Origin of the sequence: Kitasatospora sp. NPDC004745, assembly GCF_042873275.1 — a bacterium.
Classification (GTDB): Bacteria; Actinomycetota; Actinomycetes; order Streptomycetales; family Streptomycetaceae; genus Kitasatospora.
In genome coordinates this window covers 1-15564 of record NZ_JBIALK010000040.1, presented here as the reverse complement: position 1 = coordinate 15564, position 15564 = coordinate 1, and the positions used below count along the sequence as shown (strand labels likewise).

The window sequence follows — 15564 nt, the reverse complement described above, 5'->3', positions numbered from 1 at the left end:
CTTGGTGGGTATGGCCTCCGGGCCCTCTCCGGCCGCCCCGCAGGACGCGCGGGCGGCCCTCGCCGGGCATAGCCTGAAAGGGCCGGAACGCACCTCCAAGGGGTCAGCCATGACTACTCCGACAACCGCAGTCCTCGACGCGACGGAGGTCACCCAGGCGGTGCAGGACCTCCAGCACAGCGTCACCCTGATCGCCGGCAAGACGACCGTGGTCCGCGCCTACGTGAGCGGCACGATCGGCCCGGTCACCGGGGTGAGCGGCACCCTCACGGTGCTGAGGTCCCCCACCGATCCCGGATCCACCGTCCGTTCGGTCAACACCCTCACCCTCGACCCGAACGCCCCCCTCGACCTGCCCACCCGCCGTGCCGACGCCGACCTGAGCCTCAACTTCCTGCTGCCGCCCGCCCTGACGGCCGAAGGGGCACTCAGCGTGAGGTCGCTCACCCTGAGCGACTCGCTGACCGGCGCGCCCGTCCCGCTCAGCGTCCCCGCCAACGGTCCGACGGTGTGGTTCCACAGCTCCCCGCCGCTGCGCGTGCGGGTCTTCGGCCTGCGCTACGCGGACGGGGACCCGCCGACCACGCACACTCCCCGTGACCTCGACTACACCGCGTTGATCAGCTGGCTCAAGCGCGCCTACCCGGTGGCCGAGGTGATCAGTTCACACACCGTCATCGACGTGACGGCCGCCGCGCCGTTCGTGTGCAACGACACCAACGCCCAGCTCGCCGCCATCCGCGCCCTCGACATCAGCGCGGGCGGCGACCGCCGCACCCACTACATCGGCCAGGTCGCCGACGGAGGGTTCTTCATGCGCGGGTGTTCCTCCGGCGTGCCCGCGGCGCCGGACCCGGCGACCGTCGCCTCGTCACCGTGCGGAGCCGCGGACTGGGGCTGGGACTTCGACGGCGTCTACAGCGACTGGTACGGCGGGCACGAGCTCGGCCACACCTTCGGCCGCCGCCACCCCGGGTTCTGCGGGGAGTCCCCCGACGACCTGCTGGGATACCCGTTCCCGAACGGACAGCTCGCGGACGGCCCGGCCACCTTCGCCGGGTTCGACGTGGGCGACCCGAAGCTGGGCGTGCCGATGGCCGCGATGGCCGGCGTGGTGTGGCACGACGTCATGACCTACTGCAACCGCCAGTGGATGAGCAGCTACACCTACGAGGGCATCCGCCGGCGCCTGGTGGCCGAGGAGGCCCTGGCGGTGGGCGGTCCCCAGCCGGCCCCCGTCCCCGCCCCGCCGGCCCCGGTGCCCGCCGCTGCGCCCGCCAGGGAGGAACTCAGGGTCACCAGGTCGTACGGCGGCCGCCCCGACGAGCGCTTCCCGCAGCTGTCCGTGACGGCGGTGGCTCCGGCACCGGCCGCGCGGGCGATGCACCGCGAGGCGGTGGGCGGCCCGGAACCGGCCGGCGAACAGCTGGTCAGCGTGGTCGGCACGGTCGACCTCACCCGGCGTGAGGGCGGCATCCGCTTCGTCAACCCGGTGACCGCGGCGGCCGCCCAGCCGGACCAGGCCGCGGAGGGCGCCGCGCCGAACGGCGAGGTCCCGGTGGTGCTGCGGGTCCGACAGGGCGACGGCGCCCCGGCGCGCGACTTCCCGGTCACGGTCAAGCTGGGATCCGACCCGGACCCGGGCGAGGACCGCACCGGCCTGGTCGACGCGGTCGTCCCGGTGGGGCCCAGCCCGGCCTCGATCGAGCTGGTCGTCGGCGGGCAGGTGGTGGACACCTTCCGGCCCGGCGGACCGCCGCCGCCCCTGCTCGCCGCCCGCCACGCCGGGTCGGCCGACGGGGCGTTCGGGCTCGACCTGGACTTCGGCGGCCGGGTGCCGGAGCCCGGTCAGACCTTCGCCGCCCAGGTCAGTACGGACGGCGGTGTCACGTGGCAGACGATCGGGGTGGGCCTCAAGGACCCGAGGGTCCAGATCGACCGCCGCCAGTTCCAGCCCGGCCAGCAGGTCCAGCTGAGGATCATCACGACCAACGGCTTCACCAGCTCGACCTCGGACGTCGAGAGCATCCGGGTCTGAGCCGACGAAGCGGACGGCCCCGTGTCCCCGGTGACTCCACCGGGGACACGGGGCCGCCGTCCGGCCGCCGCCCGACGCGGCTCAGCCGACGAGGCTCGCCCGCGAGGCGCGGGTGACCTCGTCGTACCAGTTCACGAAGGCCGGCCCGGCCTCGCCGGCCAGCTCGGCGTGCACCCGCCGGCAGAGGTCCCGGAAGGGCGCCGGATCCCAGGTGCGGGCGAGGTCGGACAGTGGCGCCCGGTGCAGGTCACCGAGCGCGTACCGGCGGTCGAACCCGTGGACCAGGGGCGCGACCGTACCGTCCGTCTCGACCACGAGCGGGGAGAGCCAGGAGCCGATCCGCCCCGCCGGGTCGCCGTCCGAGTCGCCGTCCGGGTCGCCGTAGGGGAGGAAGCGGTCGGCCCGGGCCACCAGACTCCCGCGTTCCACCAGGTCGAGCTGGACGACGAGGTCCGTCGAGGACCGCAGGCGAGCGGCCTCCAGCACCGAGAAGAGCATCTCCGTCACGTCGGGCACCGCGTCCGGCAGGGCGTCCACCGCGTTCCCCTCCGCTTCGAGCGGGTGGATCTGGAGCAGCGACGCGCCGGAGGCGACGGCGAAGTCGGCCACCCAGGCCAGCTCGTGGACGTTGAACTGGGTCAGGGTGAAGATGAAGCCGAAGGGGATCCCGGAGGCCCGGACCAGCGGGAGGCGGCGTTCCATCGCCGTGAAGGCCCGCGGGTCCCGGCGCATCCGCACGTGGCTGTCCGGCACGCCGTCCAGCGAGATGGCCAGCACGTCGACCAGTCCCGCCAGTTCGGAGAGGCGGCGGCCGGTGAGCAGCATGCCGTTGCTGGTGACGGTGGTGCGCATGCCGTGCGCACGGGCCGTGCGCAGCAGCTCCGTCAGCGGCCGGTAGAGGGTCGGTTCGCCGCCGGACACCCCCAGCACGTCGTACCCGAGGGCCGCGGCGTCGGCGACCGCCCGCTGCAGGACGGCGAGCTCGGTGGTCTCGTCGACCTCCGGGCCCGAGGAGGAGTAGCAGTGCAGGCAGCGGAGGTTGCAGCGCCGGGTGGGGTGGACCTGCAGGACGGACCGGCGGCCGGTGAGCGTCATCGGGGGTGCCCGGTCGGGGGTTCAGCGGGCGCGGGTGCCGGTCCCGACGGCCACCTCGAGGACCTGGTCGAAGACGGGCGGAAGACCCCGGGTGAAGTAGAAGAGCGAGGTGTCGTCGGTGAGCTCGGTGCGCCGGGCCAGGTCAGCGACCTGCTGGACCACGGCGCCGACCTGCGAGCCGTCGCCGTTCAGCCGGAACGAGGCCTGCAGGACGTCGGGGCGGGGGATGCCCCGGATGTGGATCCGCTCCAGGACGAGCTCGGACGTGATGTCGGCGAGGCCGGCGACGAACTCGTCGCTGATCGGGCGTCCGGCGTTGCGCCAGGCCTCGAGCAGGGCTTCCGATCCGCGCTTGGCGTTGGTCATCGCAGTCCTCCGGTCGGGGGAAGGGGAAGTTCCGGGGGAAGTCTGTGTGCGATCCGTTGTGCTGGGCAAGCCGCCGCGCCGGTGAGCCGGTGAGCCGGTGCCCGGGAACGGCCGCGGGGCGCGGGAGGCCGGTCGGTCCGGTCCCCCGCGCCCCGCGACGCGCGCTGCTCAGCCGTTCTTGGCGAGGTCCTTGATCTCCTCGTAGTCCATGCCGAGCTGGTTGAAGATCCGGATCTGCTCCTCGGGCATGCCGAGGCCGACGAGCTCCTTGACCTGGGCGTCGGTGAGCGGCTTGCCCGCGGTGCCGGCGGTGCCGGCGGTGCCGGGCCCGTCCTTCTCGGCGGCGGCGCCCGCGAAGGCGAGCACCGCGTTGCCGATGTCCGTCCCGGTGATCCTGAGGGCGCCGGCGGGAGCCTGGACGGCGGGGGCGGTCTCGCCGAACGCGAGCTTCACCGGGAAGGCGGCGTCCGGCCCGGCCTTCTCCTCCAGCTGTGCCAGGTCGAAGGTGGCCGAGGAGAGCGCGCCGCCCTTCAGGTACAGGTCGACGCCGACCTTGCGGTCCGGGATGCCGGCCGGGGCCTTCGCGGGGAGCTTCTCGAACTGCTGGGGGAACTTCGCGGACAGCGGCTTGACGGCCTTCAGCACCTCGTCGACCAGCTGACGGGCCGGGGCGCTCATCAGGAGGTGCTCGGCGCCGTCCTTCTTGCCCTTGTCCTCGAAGGTGACGGTGCGGGAGAACACGTCCTTCAGCGAGTCGGTCAGCTGCCGGGCGGTGTTCGGGTCGAGCGTGGGCCGGCCGGTGGGGGCGTTCGGCTTGGCCCCGTCGGACTTCTTGGACGCGTCGGCGAGTTCCTGGAGGTCGACCGAGACCCAGCTGCCGGTCAGTGCCTGCTTGACCGCGTCGAGGTCGGCGGGCAGGTCCCGGGTGACGGAGTCCACCTCGGCCGGGTCCTCGCCGACCAGTTTCACCAGGCCCTTGGCGTCGACGCGCAGGTAGCCCTTCGCGTCGACCTGGCGGTACTCCAGGAGGGCGGTGCCCTTCTTGTCCGCGAGCACGTACGAGACGCGCAGCGACCTGTCGAACGTCAGGTCCTGCGTGCCGCCGGAGCTTTGCGCGTTCTTGAAGGTGTCGAGGTCCTTGAGCGGCTTGTCGGCGGCCATCGCCACGGTGACGTTCAGGCCGGACAGGGCCTCGGCGCTCTTCCGCTCGACCTCCTCCCCGGAGGCCTTGCCGAAGGCGACGATCTGCTCGGGGGTGGCCTCGACGGAGACGGTGACCCCGGCGGACCGGGCGTCGCCGAGCTTGCCGAAGGCCTTGGAGACCTTCTGGGCGGCCGTCAGCTGCTCGACGGTGCCGCAGGCGGCGAGGCCCGCGGCGAGGACGGCGGCGCTGACGGCGACGGGCAGGGTGCCGCGGGCGGCCCTGCGTATGGCGGTGTTGATGGTGCGTCTCCCGTGTGACCTGGGGCCCGGTTCGTGGGTGGGCCGATTCCTCCCCCTGTGGCGTGCGACGCCACAGCGTCCACACATCTGATCACACTGACAACAAGTGGGTGTGCGATTTTTTCGGCGCCCTCGGGCCCGGGAGACGGGCCGCCACGGGGCGGCGCGTACCGGCCCGAGGGCAGCGCGTGCCGGTCCGGGGCGGCGCTACGCCTCCGCCGCCCCCGGGCCGGAGAGCAGCACCGGCAGCGACCGGTGGCCGTTGGAGATCAGGGACTCGACCGGCAGCAGCTCGGCGCCCGGCGCGAGGGTCAGACCGGGGAAGCGCTCGAACAGCCGGCTCAGCGCCGTCTCGGCCTCCAGCCGGGCCAGCGGTGCGCCCAGACAGAAGTGCGGGCCGTGGCCGAAGGCGAGGTGCTCCTTCACCGGCCGGGTGACGTCGAACTCCGCACCGGTCGCCCCGAACCGGCACGGGTGCCGGCCGGCGGCCGCGTAGGCGGCGAGGATGGCCTCGCCCCGGCGGATCGTCACCTCCGCCGACAGCCGGATGTCCTCGACGGCGTAGCGCAGCGGCAGGTGCGCCACCGGGGCGTCCCGGCGCAGCGCCTCCTCGACGACCTCGCTCCACGGCACCTCGCCGGCCCGGACCAGGGCGAGCTGCTCGGGGTGGGAGAGCAGCAGCGCGATGCCGTTGTCGATCAGGTTCACCGTGGTCTCGTACCCGGCCGAGACGACCAGCAGCAGGGTGTCCCGCAGCTCCTGCTCGGTCAGCGCGGCGGCGGCCGAACCGTCGCCCTCGGTGTCGCGGGCGGCGATCAGCCGGGAGGTCAGGTCGTCGCCGGGCCGTTCGCGCTTGGCGGAGATCAGGTCGTCGAGCATCGCGTAGAAGGCGGCCGCGTTGGCCGCGGACTCCTGGGGCGTCAGCGTGGTGTCGAAGACCCGGTCGACGTGCTGCCGGAACCGCTCCTCCAGGTACGCCGGAAGGCCCATGAGGTGGCCGATGACCCGGATCGGCAGCGGGTAGGCGAGCCGCTCGCGCAGGTCGACGGTGACGCCCGGCGGCGTCGCGGCGATCCCGTCCAGCAGGGCGTCCGCCAGGGCGCCGACCCGACCGGCGAGCGCGTCGATCTGCCGGGGTGTGAACGCGCCGCCCACCAGGCGGCGCAGCCGGCGGTGGTCCGCGCCGTGCGCGGTGAACATGTTCCGTGCGTCGACCCAGAGCGCCAGCGGCCACTTGGGCACCACCTCGTCGAAGGCCGGCCAGTGTAGGTGCCCGTCCTTGGAGACCCGGGGGTCCCTCAGCAGCTCCTCCAGCAGGAGCGGGTCCGCCACCGCCCAGGCCTCGACACCGAGGATGTCGACCGGCGTCGCGGGACCGCGGGCGCACAGCTCGGCGGTCTCGGCCTCGCGGGCGCGGCCGGTCGGGTCCAGGACGAGGCGCGGACGGTCCATGGGGCTCCTTGGGTCGGGAGGGCACACGGTCGGGCGGCGGGCCGCGCAGCGGGCGCACCCGGTCGAGGATGACGCCTCGGCCCGCCCGCGTCGAGAGGGCCTCCCGCGCCCCGCGGCCGCGCCCCGTGCCCCCGCTCGCCCGCGCCGCGGGCCGGCGGACGGCGCGTCAGTGCGCGGGGAGGGCCTGGGCGGCGACCAGTTCGCGGTAGGGCGGGCACCGCTCCAGCAGCGCGGGGTGGTCGCCCGCGTCGACCACCCCGCCCTCGCTCATCATGATCACGTGGTGGGCGTGCTGGACCGTCGACAGCCGGTGCGCCACCACGATGACGGCCCGGGTCGCCGCGAGGTCGTCGACGATCGCGCGCAGCCGCTGTTCGTTCAGACCGTCGAGCTGGCTGGTCGGTTCGTCCAGCAGGACGATGTCGGCGTCCGAGAGCAGCGCGCGGGCCAGCGCCATGCGCTGGCGCTGACCGCCGGAGAGGTCCGTCTCCCGGCCCAGGACGGTGTCCAGGCCCCGGGGGAGCCGGGCGACGTCCTCGGTCAGTCCGACGGAGGCCAGTGCGGCCGCGAGTTCGGCCTCGCCGAGCGGCTGGGCCCGGCCGAGCTGGAGGTTCTCCCGGACGGTGGCCTCCAGCAGGGTGAAGGCCTGGTCGACGTAGGCGATCCGGGCGCGCAGCGCCGCCAGCGGCCAGTGCCGGGTGTCGTGGCCGAGGACGGTGATCGCACCGGAGGACGGCCGGATGAAGCGGTCGATCAGGCAGAGCGCGGTGCTCTTGCCGGCTCCGGAGGGGCCGACCAGGGCCGTCAGCCCGGTCCGGGCGGTGCTGAAGGAGACCCCGCGCAGCGCCGGGTCCTCGGCCCCGGTGTGGGTGTAGGAGACGCCCGTGAACGTCACGGACGGTGCGTGCGGCAGCGGGGTCGGCGCCCCGCGGCCGGTGTCCTCCGGATCGGCTTCGGGCGCCATCCGCAGCAGGTCGTTGCAGCGGTCCCGGGCCGCCAGGCCGGACTGCAGCCGACCCATCCCGCTGGCCAGCGTGTTGACCGAGGGGATGGTCTGCAGCAGGTAGAGCAGGAACGCGGCGAAGGCGGCCGGGGCCAGTGAGCCGTCGGCCAGCCGGGCGCCGCCGGTGAGGATCACCGCGATCATCGCGAGCTGGTTGCCGAGCGTGAGCGCGGCCGGGATCAGCGCGCCCAGCCGGGCGCCGTCCAGCGAGACCGCCCGCAACCGCTCGGCGTCGGCCGCCAGCGCCCGGGTGGCGAGCGGCTCCGCCCGGTAGGCCTTGATGGTGGTCAGGGCCTGGAGATTGGCGGTGAAGCGCTGGGAGATGTGCCCGACGGCGTCCTGCTGACCGGTCACGTTCGCCCGCATCCGGCGCAGCACCAGGACCACGACCAGGGTGAGGGCGGCCAGCGCCACCACCGTGACCAGGGTGAGGAGCCAGTCGATCCAGGCCATCACCGCCAGCGTCGCGACCACGGTCAGCGCGGCCAGCGGCAGTTGGGTGGCCACGTCGACGACCTGGCGCAGCAGCAGCGCGTCCGAGGTGACCCGGGCGGCGAGCTCGCCCGTCCCCTGGGTGCGCACGACCGCCAGCGGCAGCCGCAGCGCGTGCTCCATCAGACGGATCCGCAGCCGGTAGGCCATCCGCTCGCCGATCCGGGCGAGCAGGAAGCCGCAGCCGGCCTGGGCGAGGGCGCTGCCCGCGGCGGCCAGGCACATCCACGTGGCGTCGGCGGCGAGCGGGCGGTGGTCGGAGAAGTCGGTGATGACCTCGCGCAGGATCAGCGGCAGCGCGATCGTGGCGGCGGTCGCGGCGAGCGCCAGCAGCAGGGCGAGGGCGAGGCGGCCGGGCTCACGGGTGAGTTCACGGCGCAGCCGCACCGGGCCCGCGGCACCTGCGGCGGGCGGCGGGACCTGGTCCGCCACGGGGGACCCCTCTCTGCTCCGGGCTGGGTGGCGCGGCCCGGCGGGCCGCGCGGCACAACGGGCACCGTCCGGCCCGCTGACCAGGCGGACCGGACGGCCCGGGCCGCAGCAGGGAGCCTGCTACGGCCCGGCCGGCCGGAGGCGGGGGTGCCGCCCCCGGCCGGGGGAGTCTCAGATCAGAGACAGACGAGGGTGCTGACGGTGCTGGTGCCGCAGTTCAGCACGCTGAGCGAGCTGGTGGAGGCGAGGGTGTCGTCGATCGGGGCCGCCTCGGTCTCGGGCAGCTCCATGGTCTGGAGGTCGAGGATCGCCATGACTTTCTCCTTCTCTTCGGACGGGTGGATCACCCGGCCTGGTGGCCGGGGGCGGGTGGGGGCGCGCGGTGCTCGCGGCGCCCGATGGGTGTCCCGGCGTACTTCCCGGCCGGGACGGTGGGGCGGGTACGGCGGCTCAGGGGGCCGGCGCCGGGGCGCCCGTCGGGTCCGTCGCCGGATCGGCGCCGAGCCGGGTGCCGGGCTCGGCGGCGGTGAAGGGCAGGAACGGGGTGTCCGCCAGGGCCGTCCCCAGCGCCAGCAGCACCCCGGCCGAGCCGGTCGCCAGGTCCGTCGACAGCCGCAGCAACTGGTCCCCGGGGAAGGCGAGCCACCCCTGGTAGGTGACCTGGTGCAGCCTCAGGAGGCGGCGGTGGCGTTCGACGGCGCGCCGTGCGCGGGCGGCCTCCCCGGCATCGGCCGGGCGGCACCGGGCCAGGTAGCCCAGCAGTCCGGCCCGTCCGTTGAACAGCCCGGGCTGGATGACGAACTCGGGTTCGGCGGCCCGGCGGATCAGCGGCGCCCAGTCGGCGGTGGGACTGTCCGGGCGGTGCGCCAGCAGGGCCTCCAGGGCGAGCCCGATGCCGGCACTGCCGGTCTCGACGTACGGCAGCACCCGGCGGCCGTCGAGCACCTGCAGCGTGCCGTCCGCGACCCGCACGCAGCGTTCCAGGTCCAGCTCCAGCAGGGCCTCGGCCCGGTCGAGCAGGGCCTGGTCGCCGGTGCGCTCGTGGAGCCGGACCAGCGCGAGCGCCACTCCTGAGGCACCCGCCAGCAGGCCCGTCCGGCGGCGGCCGCCGTCCGTGCCGCCCCGCTGCGCCTCGTCGGCCGCGGCGGTGCCGAAGGCCCGGGCGGCGTCGAGGAGGCCGGCGTCGCCGGTGGCCCCGGCGAAGTGCAGCAGGGCGAGGGCGATACCGGCACCGCCCTCGGCCAGGCCGGCGCCCACGTCCTCCTTGGGCGAGGTGCCGAGCCGTTCCAGCAGGTCCAGGGCCGCCTCGTGCTCGCCGAGCAGGTCGAGCACCTGGGCGACGCCGTGCCCGCCGTGGTACAGGCCCGGGCCCAGCGGACGGGTGCGGGCCGCGTCGACCAGCCAGCGCACGTGGTCGGGCTCGATCCGGGCGCCGGTGGCGTGCAGGGCGTACAGCACGCCGGCCGCGCCGTGGGCCAGGCCGAAACCGCCGCGGGTGAACTGGGCGACGTCACCGGGGAAGAGCCGGTCCGCGCGCCCCGGGGTCGCGGTGGCGAGGATCCCCTCGGCCAGCGAGTCCCGGAGGGCGGGCCAGTCGGCGGCCGGGGCCCCGAGCAGCGCACCCGCCTCCCGGCGGCGGGTCCCGAGCTCGGGGCGGTCGCTGCGCCCGTCGCCGGGGGCCGCCCCGAGCAGGTGGCGGATCCCGTCGGCGTAGCCGGCCGGCACCGGGAAGCGGGCCTCGATGTCGTCGGCGAACTCGGCGGCCTTGCCCGGGTCCAGGGCCGGCAGCTGGGCCAGCGGGAGGAAGAGCCAGAGCCGGATGCCGGCCAGGCCGTAGTGGTCGATCTGGGCGCCGGTGTAGCCGGGCGGGGCCGTGAATCCCATCGCGCCCAGCGCCGGGCGGACGAAGTCCTCGACGGTGCTGGCGAGTTCGAAGTCGATGAAGCAGATCTCGCCGTCCGGCCGGATGATCACGTTGCGCGGGTGGAGGTCGCCGAAGACCACCCCGCGGGAGTGGATGCCGTCCAGGGTCCGTTCGATCCGCGCCACGATGGCGAGCGCCTCGCGGGTGTAGCGGGCGACGGCCTCCTCGTCCGCGTCCGGGTGGATCAGCGGGTAGTGGCCGGTCAGCCACTGGCTCAGCGATTCGCCCTCGACGAACTCCTGGACCAGGAAGCGGTGCTCCCAGACGGTCAGCAGGTCGTGCAGGACGGGGACGCCGGGCACCCCGGCCAGCCGGGCGAGCGTGTCGTGCTCGGCCTGCAGCCTGGTCACCGCATCGGTCCCGCGCTGGTCCAGCCCGGCGTGCGGCCGGGCCTCCTTGAGGACGACGGGCGGTGCGTCCGGACCCTCGGCGCGGGCCAGGTAGACGCCGCCCGCGTTGGAGAAGTGCAGCACCCGTTCGACGGTGTAGGGCAGTTCGTCGTCCTGCTGGGCGGCGCGCGCCGCCACCGCCGCGGCGATGCAGGCGGGCACCGGCGCCCAGGGCGGCACCGCGAACCCGGCGCCCCGGACGTCCGGGACGAGCCGGCCCTCGCCGTCCTCCAGGGCGAGCACCTTGTCGCCCGCCGCGTTGCGGGTGTACCGCTCGGCGAACCCGCCGTACCGCAGGTAGAGCGGGCCGTCCTCCCAGCGCAGGTCGCTGAGGATGTAGGGGCCCCGGCGGCCGGCCAGCAGCGGGCCGAGGCCGTGCAGACATCGCTCGAGTTCCGCGTCGTCCCGCGGGTAGAGGGTGCAGAACTTGCCGCTGGATCCGCGCGGTGCGTACTTGGAGTTCTGCACCTGGAGGATCGGCAGCCCGCGCAGGAACTTGAACGCGACGCGTTCGGCGAGGCAGAAGCGGTGGACCTCCTCCAGCACCTGCTCGGCGTCCTCGGGGGTCGCGGACACGTGGATCTTCCAGCCCTGCTGGGGGAGCCGGACGTCGGTCGGGCGCAGCATCGCCCACATCTCCAGGTCGCCGCGCTCCCACCCGGCGGGCAGCGGCCGGGTGACGGCGTCGAACTCCTCGGTGGCGCCCCAGCGACGGGGCGAGTCGTAGAAGATCGGATCGGCGAAGGCGTAGGCCTCGTACCGGTTGTCCAACGGGACCCTCCTCGGAGCAGGGGAGTGCACGGGCGGGGGTGGGGTGGGGTGCGTGGAGCGGTCGCGGTGCGGCGGTGTTCGGGGGGACGGACGTGCGGCACCACGGAGGAATGCGGGGGAACGCGGCGGTCGCTGGGGCTCGGGAGCGGGAGGCCGGCGGTACGGGGCGGCTTCCGGCGGGCGGCGGCCGATCGGGATCCGGGGCGGTGCCCGGCGTCGCTGTGACAATCGGAAGTATTGGGATTGTGAGGGCGAGGTTACAACGGCGTGAAGGCGCGTATTCCGGACGGATATTCACCCCAGGGCGCGGTTTCCGCTCCGTAGCGAGCCGCGGCGCGTGACAGCGCACCGGCCGGGGCGTGGCGGCCCGGCCCCGGGGTGCCGCCGTACGGCCCCCGGCCCTGGCGTGACGCCCGCTGCACCGCTCTGACCTGCGAAGACGGCGAGACGTCCGAATGGTGGACGGCTGGGTGTCGTCCCCGCCGCCGGCGGGGGCGCGCGGGGCGCGCGGGTGGTGCGGCCCCGCGGAATTCGGATCCGGGACGCCTTTCGTTCACCTCGCCGACGGTGGAATCGACGGTGTCGATTCCGAATGGAATTCCGGACGTCGATCTGGCGGTCGATGGTACGGCATGCGGCGACCGGGGATTTCCGGCATTCGCCGTGCCGACACGGAGCCCGGCGGCGGCGTCCGGCGGGGAATTCGGCCGGGTGTCCGGCGCCGATCCGCGGCAGGCGCCCCCGATAAGGTGGGCCCGGCACAACCCAGCGAACCGGAACGAGGAGCAGCCGTGAGCGAGTCGGCGTCCATAGCCCTGCAAGAGGAGATCGCCCGCGAACTCGAGGTCGCCGAGACCTTCGACGCCGAGCGGGAGATCGAGCGCCGCGTGGCCTTCCTGACCGAGCGACTGGTGACCACCGGTCTGCGTTCGCTGGTGCTCGGCATCAGCGGCGGCGTGGACTCCACGACGGCCGGCCGGCTCTGCCAGCTCGCCGTCGAGCGGGCGCGGGCGGCCGGGCACGAGGCGCGGTTCCACGCGATGCGGCTGCCCTACGGCGTCCAGGGCGACGAGCACGACGCCCAGCTCGCGCTCTCCTTCATCCGGGCCGACGAGGTGCTGACCGTGGACGTCAAGCCCGCCAGCGACGCCGCGCTGGAGGCGGCGCTGGCGGCCGGGGTGACCTTCCGGGACGCCCACCACCAGGACTTCGTCCACGGCAACATCAAGGCCCGCCAGCGCATGATCGCCCAGTACGCGGTGGCCGGCGCGCGGTCCGGCCTGGTCGTCGGCACCGACCACGCCGCCGAGGCGGTCTCGGGGTTCTTCACCAAGTTCGGCGACGGCGCCGCCGACCTCGTCCCGCTGACCGGCCTGACCAAGCGCCGGGTGCGCGCCGTCGCGGACGCGCTGGGTGCGCCCGCCGAGCTGGTGTGGAAGGTCCCGACCGCCGACCTGGAGACCCTCGACCCGGGCAAGGCCGACGAGGACGCGCTCGGCGTCACCTACGACGACATCGACGACTTCCTGGAGGGCAAGCCGGTGGACGGGCGGGTCTTCGAGATCATCGTCGACCGCTACCGCGCCACCGAGCACAAGCGCCGGCTCCCGATCGCGCCGTAGGGTCCGTCCGTTCCGCGTCCCGGGGCCCCTGGCGGGTCCCGGGCGCGTCAGCCGGTGAAGCGCGCCCAGTACGTCCAGTGCGGCGGGGGCGACGGCCGGTCCGGGTCCGGGTCCTCCGGGGGCCCGGGCCGGTCACCGAAGAAGAAGGCGTGCAGGTCGAGCAGGAAGCCGTACAGCTCGCCCTCGCCGTAGAAGTGGATGTCGTAGCCGGTGATGGCGTGCCAGGTCCCGAGCGTGGCGGGCTGCCGTTCCAGCAGGTACTCCAGGCTGGTGCGCAGCCGCCGGGCGTAGGCGCGGTCCCGGAGCAGCGAGCGCTTCTCCTCGACGAGGTCGATGCCCACGTTCGGGTGCAGGAACCAGGTGTAGAACCCGCGCAGCCGGCCGTCCTCGCGCCAGCCCGGGATGTCCCGGGCGCTCCACAGCGCGGGCGCGGCCCGGAAGTAGGTCAGGGCGGGGGTAGGGGTGGGGGTCTGCTCGCTCACCGTGCTGAGGACGAGGGCGGGAGCGGTGCGGTTCCGCCCCGGTCACCCGTGGCGGCGGGCCGGCGGGTGCCCGGCCGTTCGGGAGCCGGCGGTGCGCAGGGTGCGGCGGGCGGCCGCGGTGACCAGCAGTGCCCAGAGCAGGGCGAGCGCGGCCACCGCGTAGACGCCGGCCGACAGGAACGACAGGTCGAGGTCGGTCGAGGCGGGCGGCACCCAGCCGCCCGGGTCGACCAGGACGCCGGTGGTGGAGCCCACGTCGGAGGCCCCGTCGCAGCCGAGACCGTCGAAGGAGGCGTGCGGCAGGGGCCGCCCGTCCGTGCGGCGGATCCCGCACGTCCAGTGCACCGTGCCGCTGCGGTCCCTGGCGCTGTGCGCCGAGGTGATCACCACCTCGGTGCGCTCGGCGCGGTGGGCGAGCACCTCGGCCCGGGTGGTCGCGGTGGGCAGGGCGAGCAGCAGCACGCCCAGCAGCACGCCGGGCCAGAGCACCCAGCCGCTGGTGCGCACCACCATGAGACCGCCCAGCGCGCAGACCAGCACCAGCACGGCGAGGACCGTGCACACGGCCGAGACGTCCGGGTCGGCGGCCAGCACCATCAGCCCGACCAGCAGCAGTGGGGCGGGCACCGCGACCGCGAGGGCGGCGCGGCGCACCGTGCGGGGTGCGAAGGAGGCGTCCGGCCGGGAACCCCGACGCCTCCGGGCGGCCTTCGGCGGGCGCCCGGCGCCCTCCGCGAGCGGTCTCTTCCGCTTCTTCCTGCCCCGTGCCATGCGGCCCCCGTCCGGTCGTCCGTCTGCTGTGCCCGCGCCAGTGTGACCGGCGGCCGGAGGACGGGGAAGGCCGGGGTGCCGCGGGGCCGGCGGTCAGCAGCCGGTGAGCGTGGTCTTGCCGACGGCGGTGCCCGACTCCTGGAGGCGGTGGGCCTCGCGCAGGGAGGCGGCGGTCAGCGGGCCCAGGTTCCGGGTGGCCGTGGTGGCGAGGACGCCGGAGTCCACCAGGCGCGCGACCCGGTCGAGGATGTGGTGCTGGGCGATCCGGTCAGCGGTCCGGAACATCGAGCGGGTGTACATGAACTCCCAGTGGAACGCGATGCTCTTCGGCTTCAGCAGGCCCACCGGCAGGGTGTCGAAGTCGTCGATGGCGACGATCCCGCCGAAGGGCTTGAGGGCCTCGGCGTAGGCGGCCAGGTTGTCGACGGTGCCCGTGGTGCTGAAGACGTGGTCCAGGCCGCCCGGTGCGACCTCCGCCAGCTGCGGGCCGAGCGGCTCGCGGTGGTCGATGACGTGGTCGGCGCCCATGCGGCGGGCGAAGGAGACGCTCTCCGGGCGGGAGGCGGTACCGACGACGGTCAGGCCGGTGAGGGCGCGCGCCAGCTGGATCGTGATCGAGCCGACGCCGCCCGCGGCGGCGGTGACCAGCAGGGTCCCGGGCTGCTCCGGGTCGCCGCCGCGCACGCCGAGCCGCTCGAAGAGGCCCTCCCAGGCGGTCAGCGCGGTCAGGGGGAGGGCGGCGGCCTCGGCGAAGGTGAGCGAGGACGGCTTGTGGCCGACCAGTCGCTCGTCCACCGCGTGGTAGCGGGAGTTGGCGCCGGGCCGGTCGAGGGCGCCGGCGTAGTAGACCTCGTCGCCGACGCGGAACAGCTCCACCTCGCTGCCGACGGCGACCACGGTGCCGGCCGCGTCCCAGCCCAGCACCTTGGGCTCGCCGCCCGGGTCGACGTTCTGCCGGATCTTGTGGTCCACCGGGTTGAGGGCGACGGCCTCGACCCGGACCAGCAGGTCGCGCGGCCCGGGCTGGGGGACGGGGAGCTCGACGTCGACCAGGCTCTCCGGGTGGTCGATCGGCAGGCTGCGGCGGTAGGCGACGGCGGGCATGGTGGTGGGGATCGTGCTCACGGCGGGTTCCTCGTGTCCTCGCTGGTGCGACCGGCCCGGGGGAGCCGGGGGGGGGGGGCCGGGGGGGGGGGGCCCCGGCGGGGGCCCCGGGGGGGGGGGGCTGGTGGGGCGAACGGGTACAGGTTGGCCGGGGGGTCTATTTGGGGGAAGACGAGCGCC

General features: G+C 74.8%; 12 protein-coding genes. 2 read left to right on the top strand and 10 right to left on the bottom strand.

Features of this window, described 5'->3' with window-relative positions; genetic code table 11:
* Window positions 1–109: 109 nt before the first annotated feature.
* Window positions 110–2038 (top strand): hypothetical protein, encoded by a 1929-nt coding sequence (locus tag ACFYUY_RS37480; RefSeq protein WP_387907610.1) that lies wholly within the window; start codon window positions 110–112, stop codon window positions 2036–2038.
* Window positions 2039–2119: 81 nt separating this feature from the next.
* On the opposite strand, the gene ACFYUY_RS37475 is transcribed toward ACFYUY_RS37480, so the two are convergent.
* The 7 genes from ACFYUY_RS37475 to lanKC all read right to left on the bottom strand — a co-directional run bounded on the left by ACFYUY_RS37475 (window position 2120) and on the right by lanKC (window position 11405).
* Entirely contained in the window at window positions 2120–3133 is a 1014-nt protein-coding gene (locus ACFYUY_RS37475; RefSeq protein ID WP_387907608.1) for a radical SAM protein, read from the bottom strand.
* Between the two features lie 21 nt (window positions 3134–3154).
* Window positions 3155–3499, bottom strand: a complete 345-nt coding sequence (locus ACFYUY_RS37470; protein ID WP_360222429.1) for a hypothetical protein — start codon at window positions 3497–3499, stop codon at window positions 3155–3157.
* A gap of 168 nt (window positions 3500–3667) precedes the next feature.
* Entirely contained in the window at window positions 3668–5029 is a 1362-nt protein-coding gene (locus tag ACFYUY_RS37465; RefSeq protein ID WP_387907605.1) for a hypothetical protein, read from the bottom strand.
* 120 nt (window positions 5030–5149) lie between these two features.
* Window positions 5150–6394 (bottom strand): cytochrome P450, encoded by a 1245-nt coding sequence (locus tag ACFYUY_RS37460; RefSeq protein ID WP_360222435.1) that lies wholly within the window; start codon window positions 6392–6394, stop codon window positions 5150–5152.
* A gap of 166 nt (window positions 6395–6560) precedes the next feature.
* Window positions 6561–8321 (bottom strand): ABC transporter ATP-binding protein, encoded by a 1761-nt coding sequence (locus ACFYUY_RS37455; RefSeq protein ID WP_387907602.1) that lies wholly within the window; start codon window positions 8319–8321, stop codon window positions 6561–6563.
* Between the two features lie 176 nt (window positions 8322–8497).
* On the bottom strand, window positions 8498–8635 hold the full coding sequence (locus ACFYUY_RS37450) for a SapB/AmfS family lanthipeptide (protein WP_350639260.1): 138 nt from the start codon (window positions 8633–8635) through the stop codon (window positions 8498–8500).
* A gap of 136 nt (window positions 8636–8771) precedes the next feature.
* Entirely contained in the window at window positions 8772–11405 is a 2634-nt protein-coding gene (gene lanKC / locus ACFYUY_RS37445; RefSeq protein WP_387907599.1) for a class III lanthionine synthetase LanKC, read from the bottom strand.
* 791 nt (window positions 11406–12196) lie between these two features.
* On the opposite strand from lanKC, the gene nadE reads away from it, so the two are divergent.
* Window positions 12197–13027, top strand: a complete 831-nt coding sequence (nadE, locus tag ACFYUY_RS37440) for an ammonia-dependent NAD(+) synthetase (RefSeq protein ID WP_360223105.1) — start codon at window positions 12197–12199, stop codon at window positions 13025–13027.
* Window positions 13028–13074: 47 nt separating this feature from the next.
* Here the strand turns inward: nadE and ACFYUY_RS37435 are convergent, their stop codons facing one another.
* The 3 genes from ACFYUY_RS37435 to ACFYUY_RS37425 all read right to left on the bottom strand — a co-directional run bounded on the left by ACFYUY_RS37435 (window position 13075) and on the right by ACFYUY_RS37425 (window position 15384).
* A complete protein-coding gene (locus ACFYUY_RS37435) occupies window positions 13075–13509 on the bottom strand; it encodes a hypothetical protein (RefSeq protein WP_360223102.1) in 435 nt (144 codons plus the stop codon).
* Window positions 13510–13551: 42 nt separating this feature from the next.
* Window positions 13552–14280, bottom strand: a complete 729-nt coding sequence (locus ACFYUY_RS37430; RefSeq protein ID WP_387907594.1) for a hypothetical protein — start codon at window positions 14278–14280, stop codon at window positions 13552–13554.
* 93 nt (window positions 14281–14373) lie between these two features.
* Window positions 14374–15384 (bottom strand): zinc-binding alcohol dehydrogenase family protein, encoded by a 1011-nt coding sequence (locus ACFYUY_RS37425; RefSeq protein ID WP_387907675.1) that lies wholly within the window; start codon window positions 15382–15384, stop codon window positions 14374–14376.
* Between the last annotated feature and the right edge of the window lie 180 nt (window positions 15385–15564).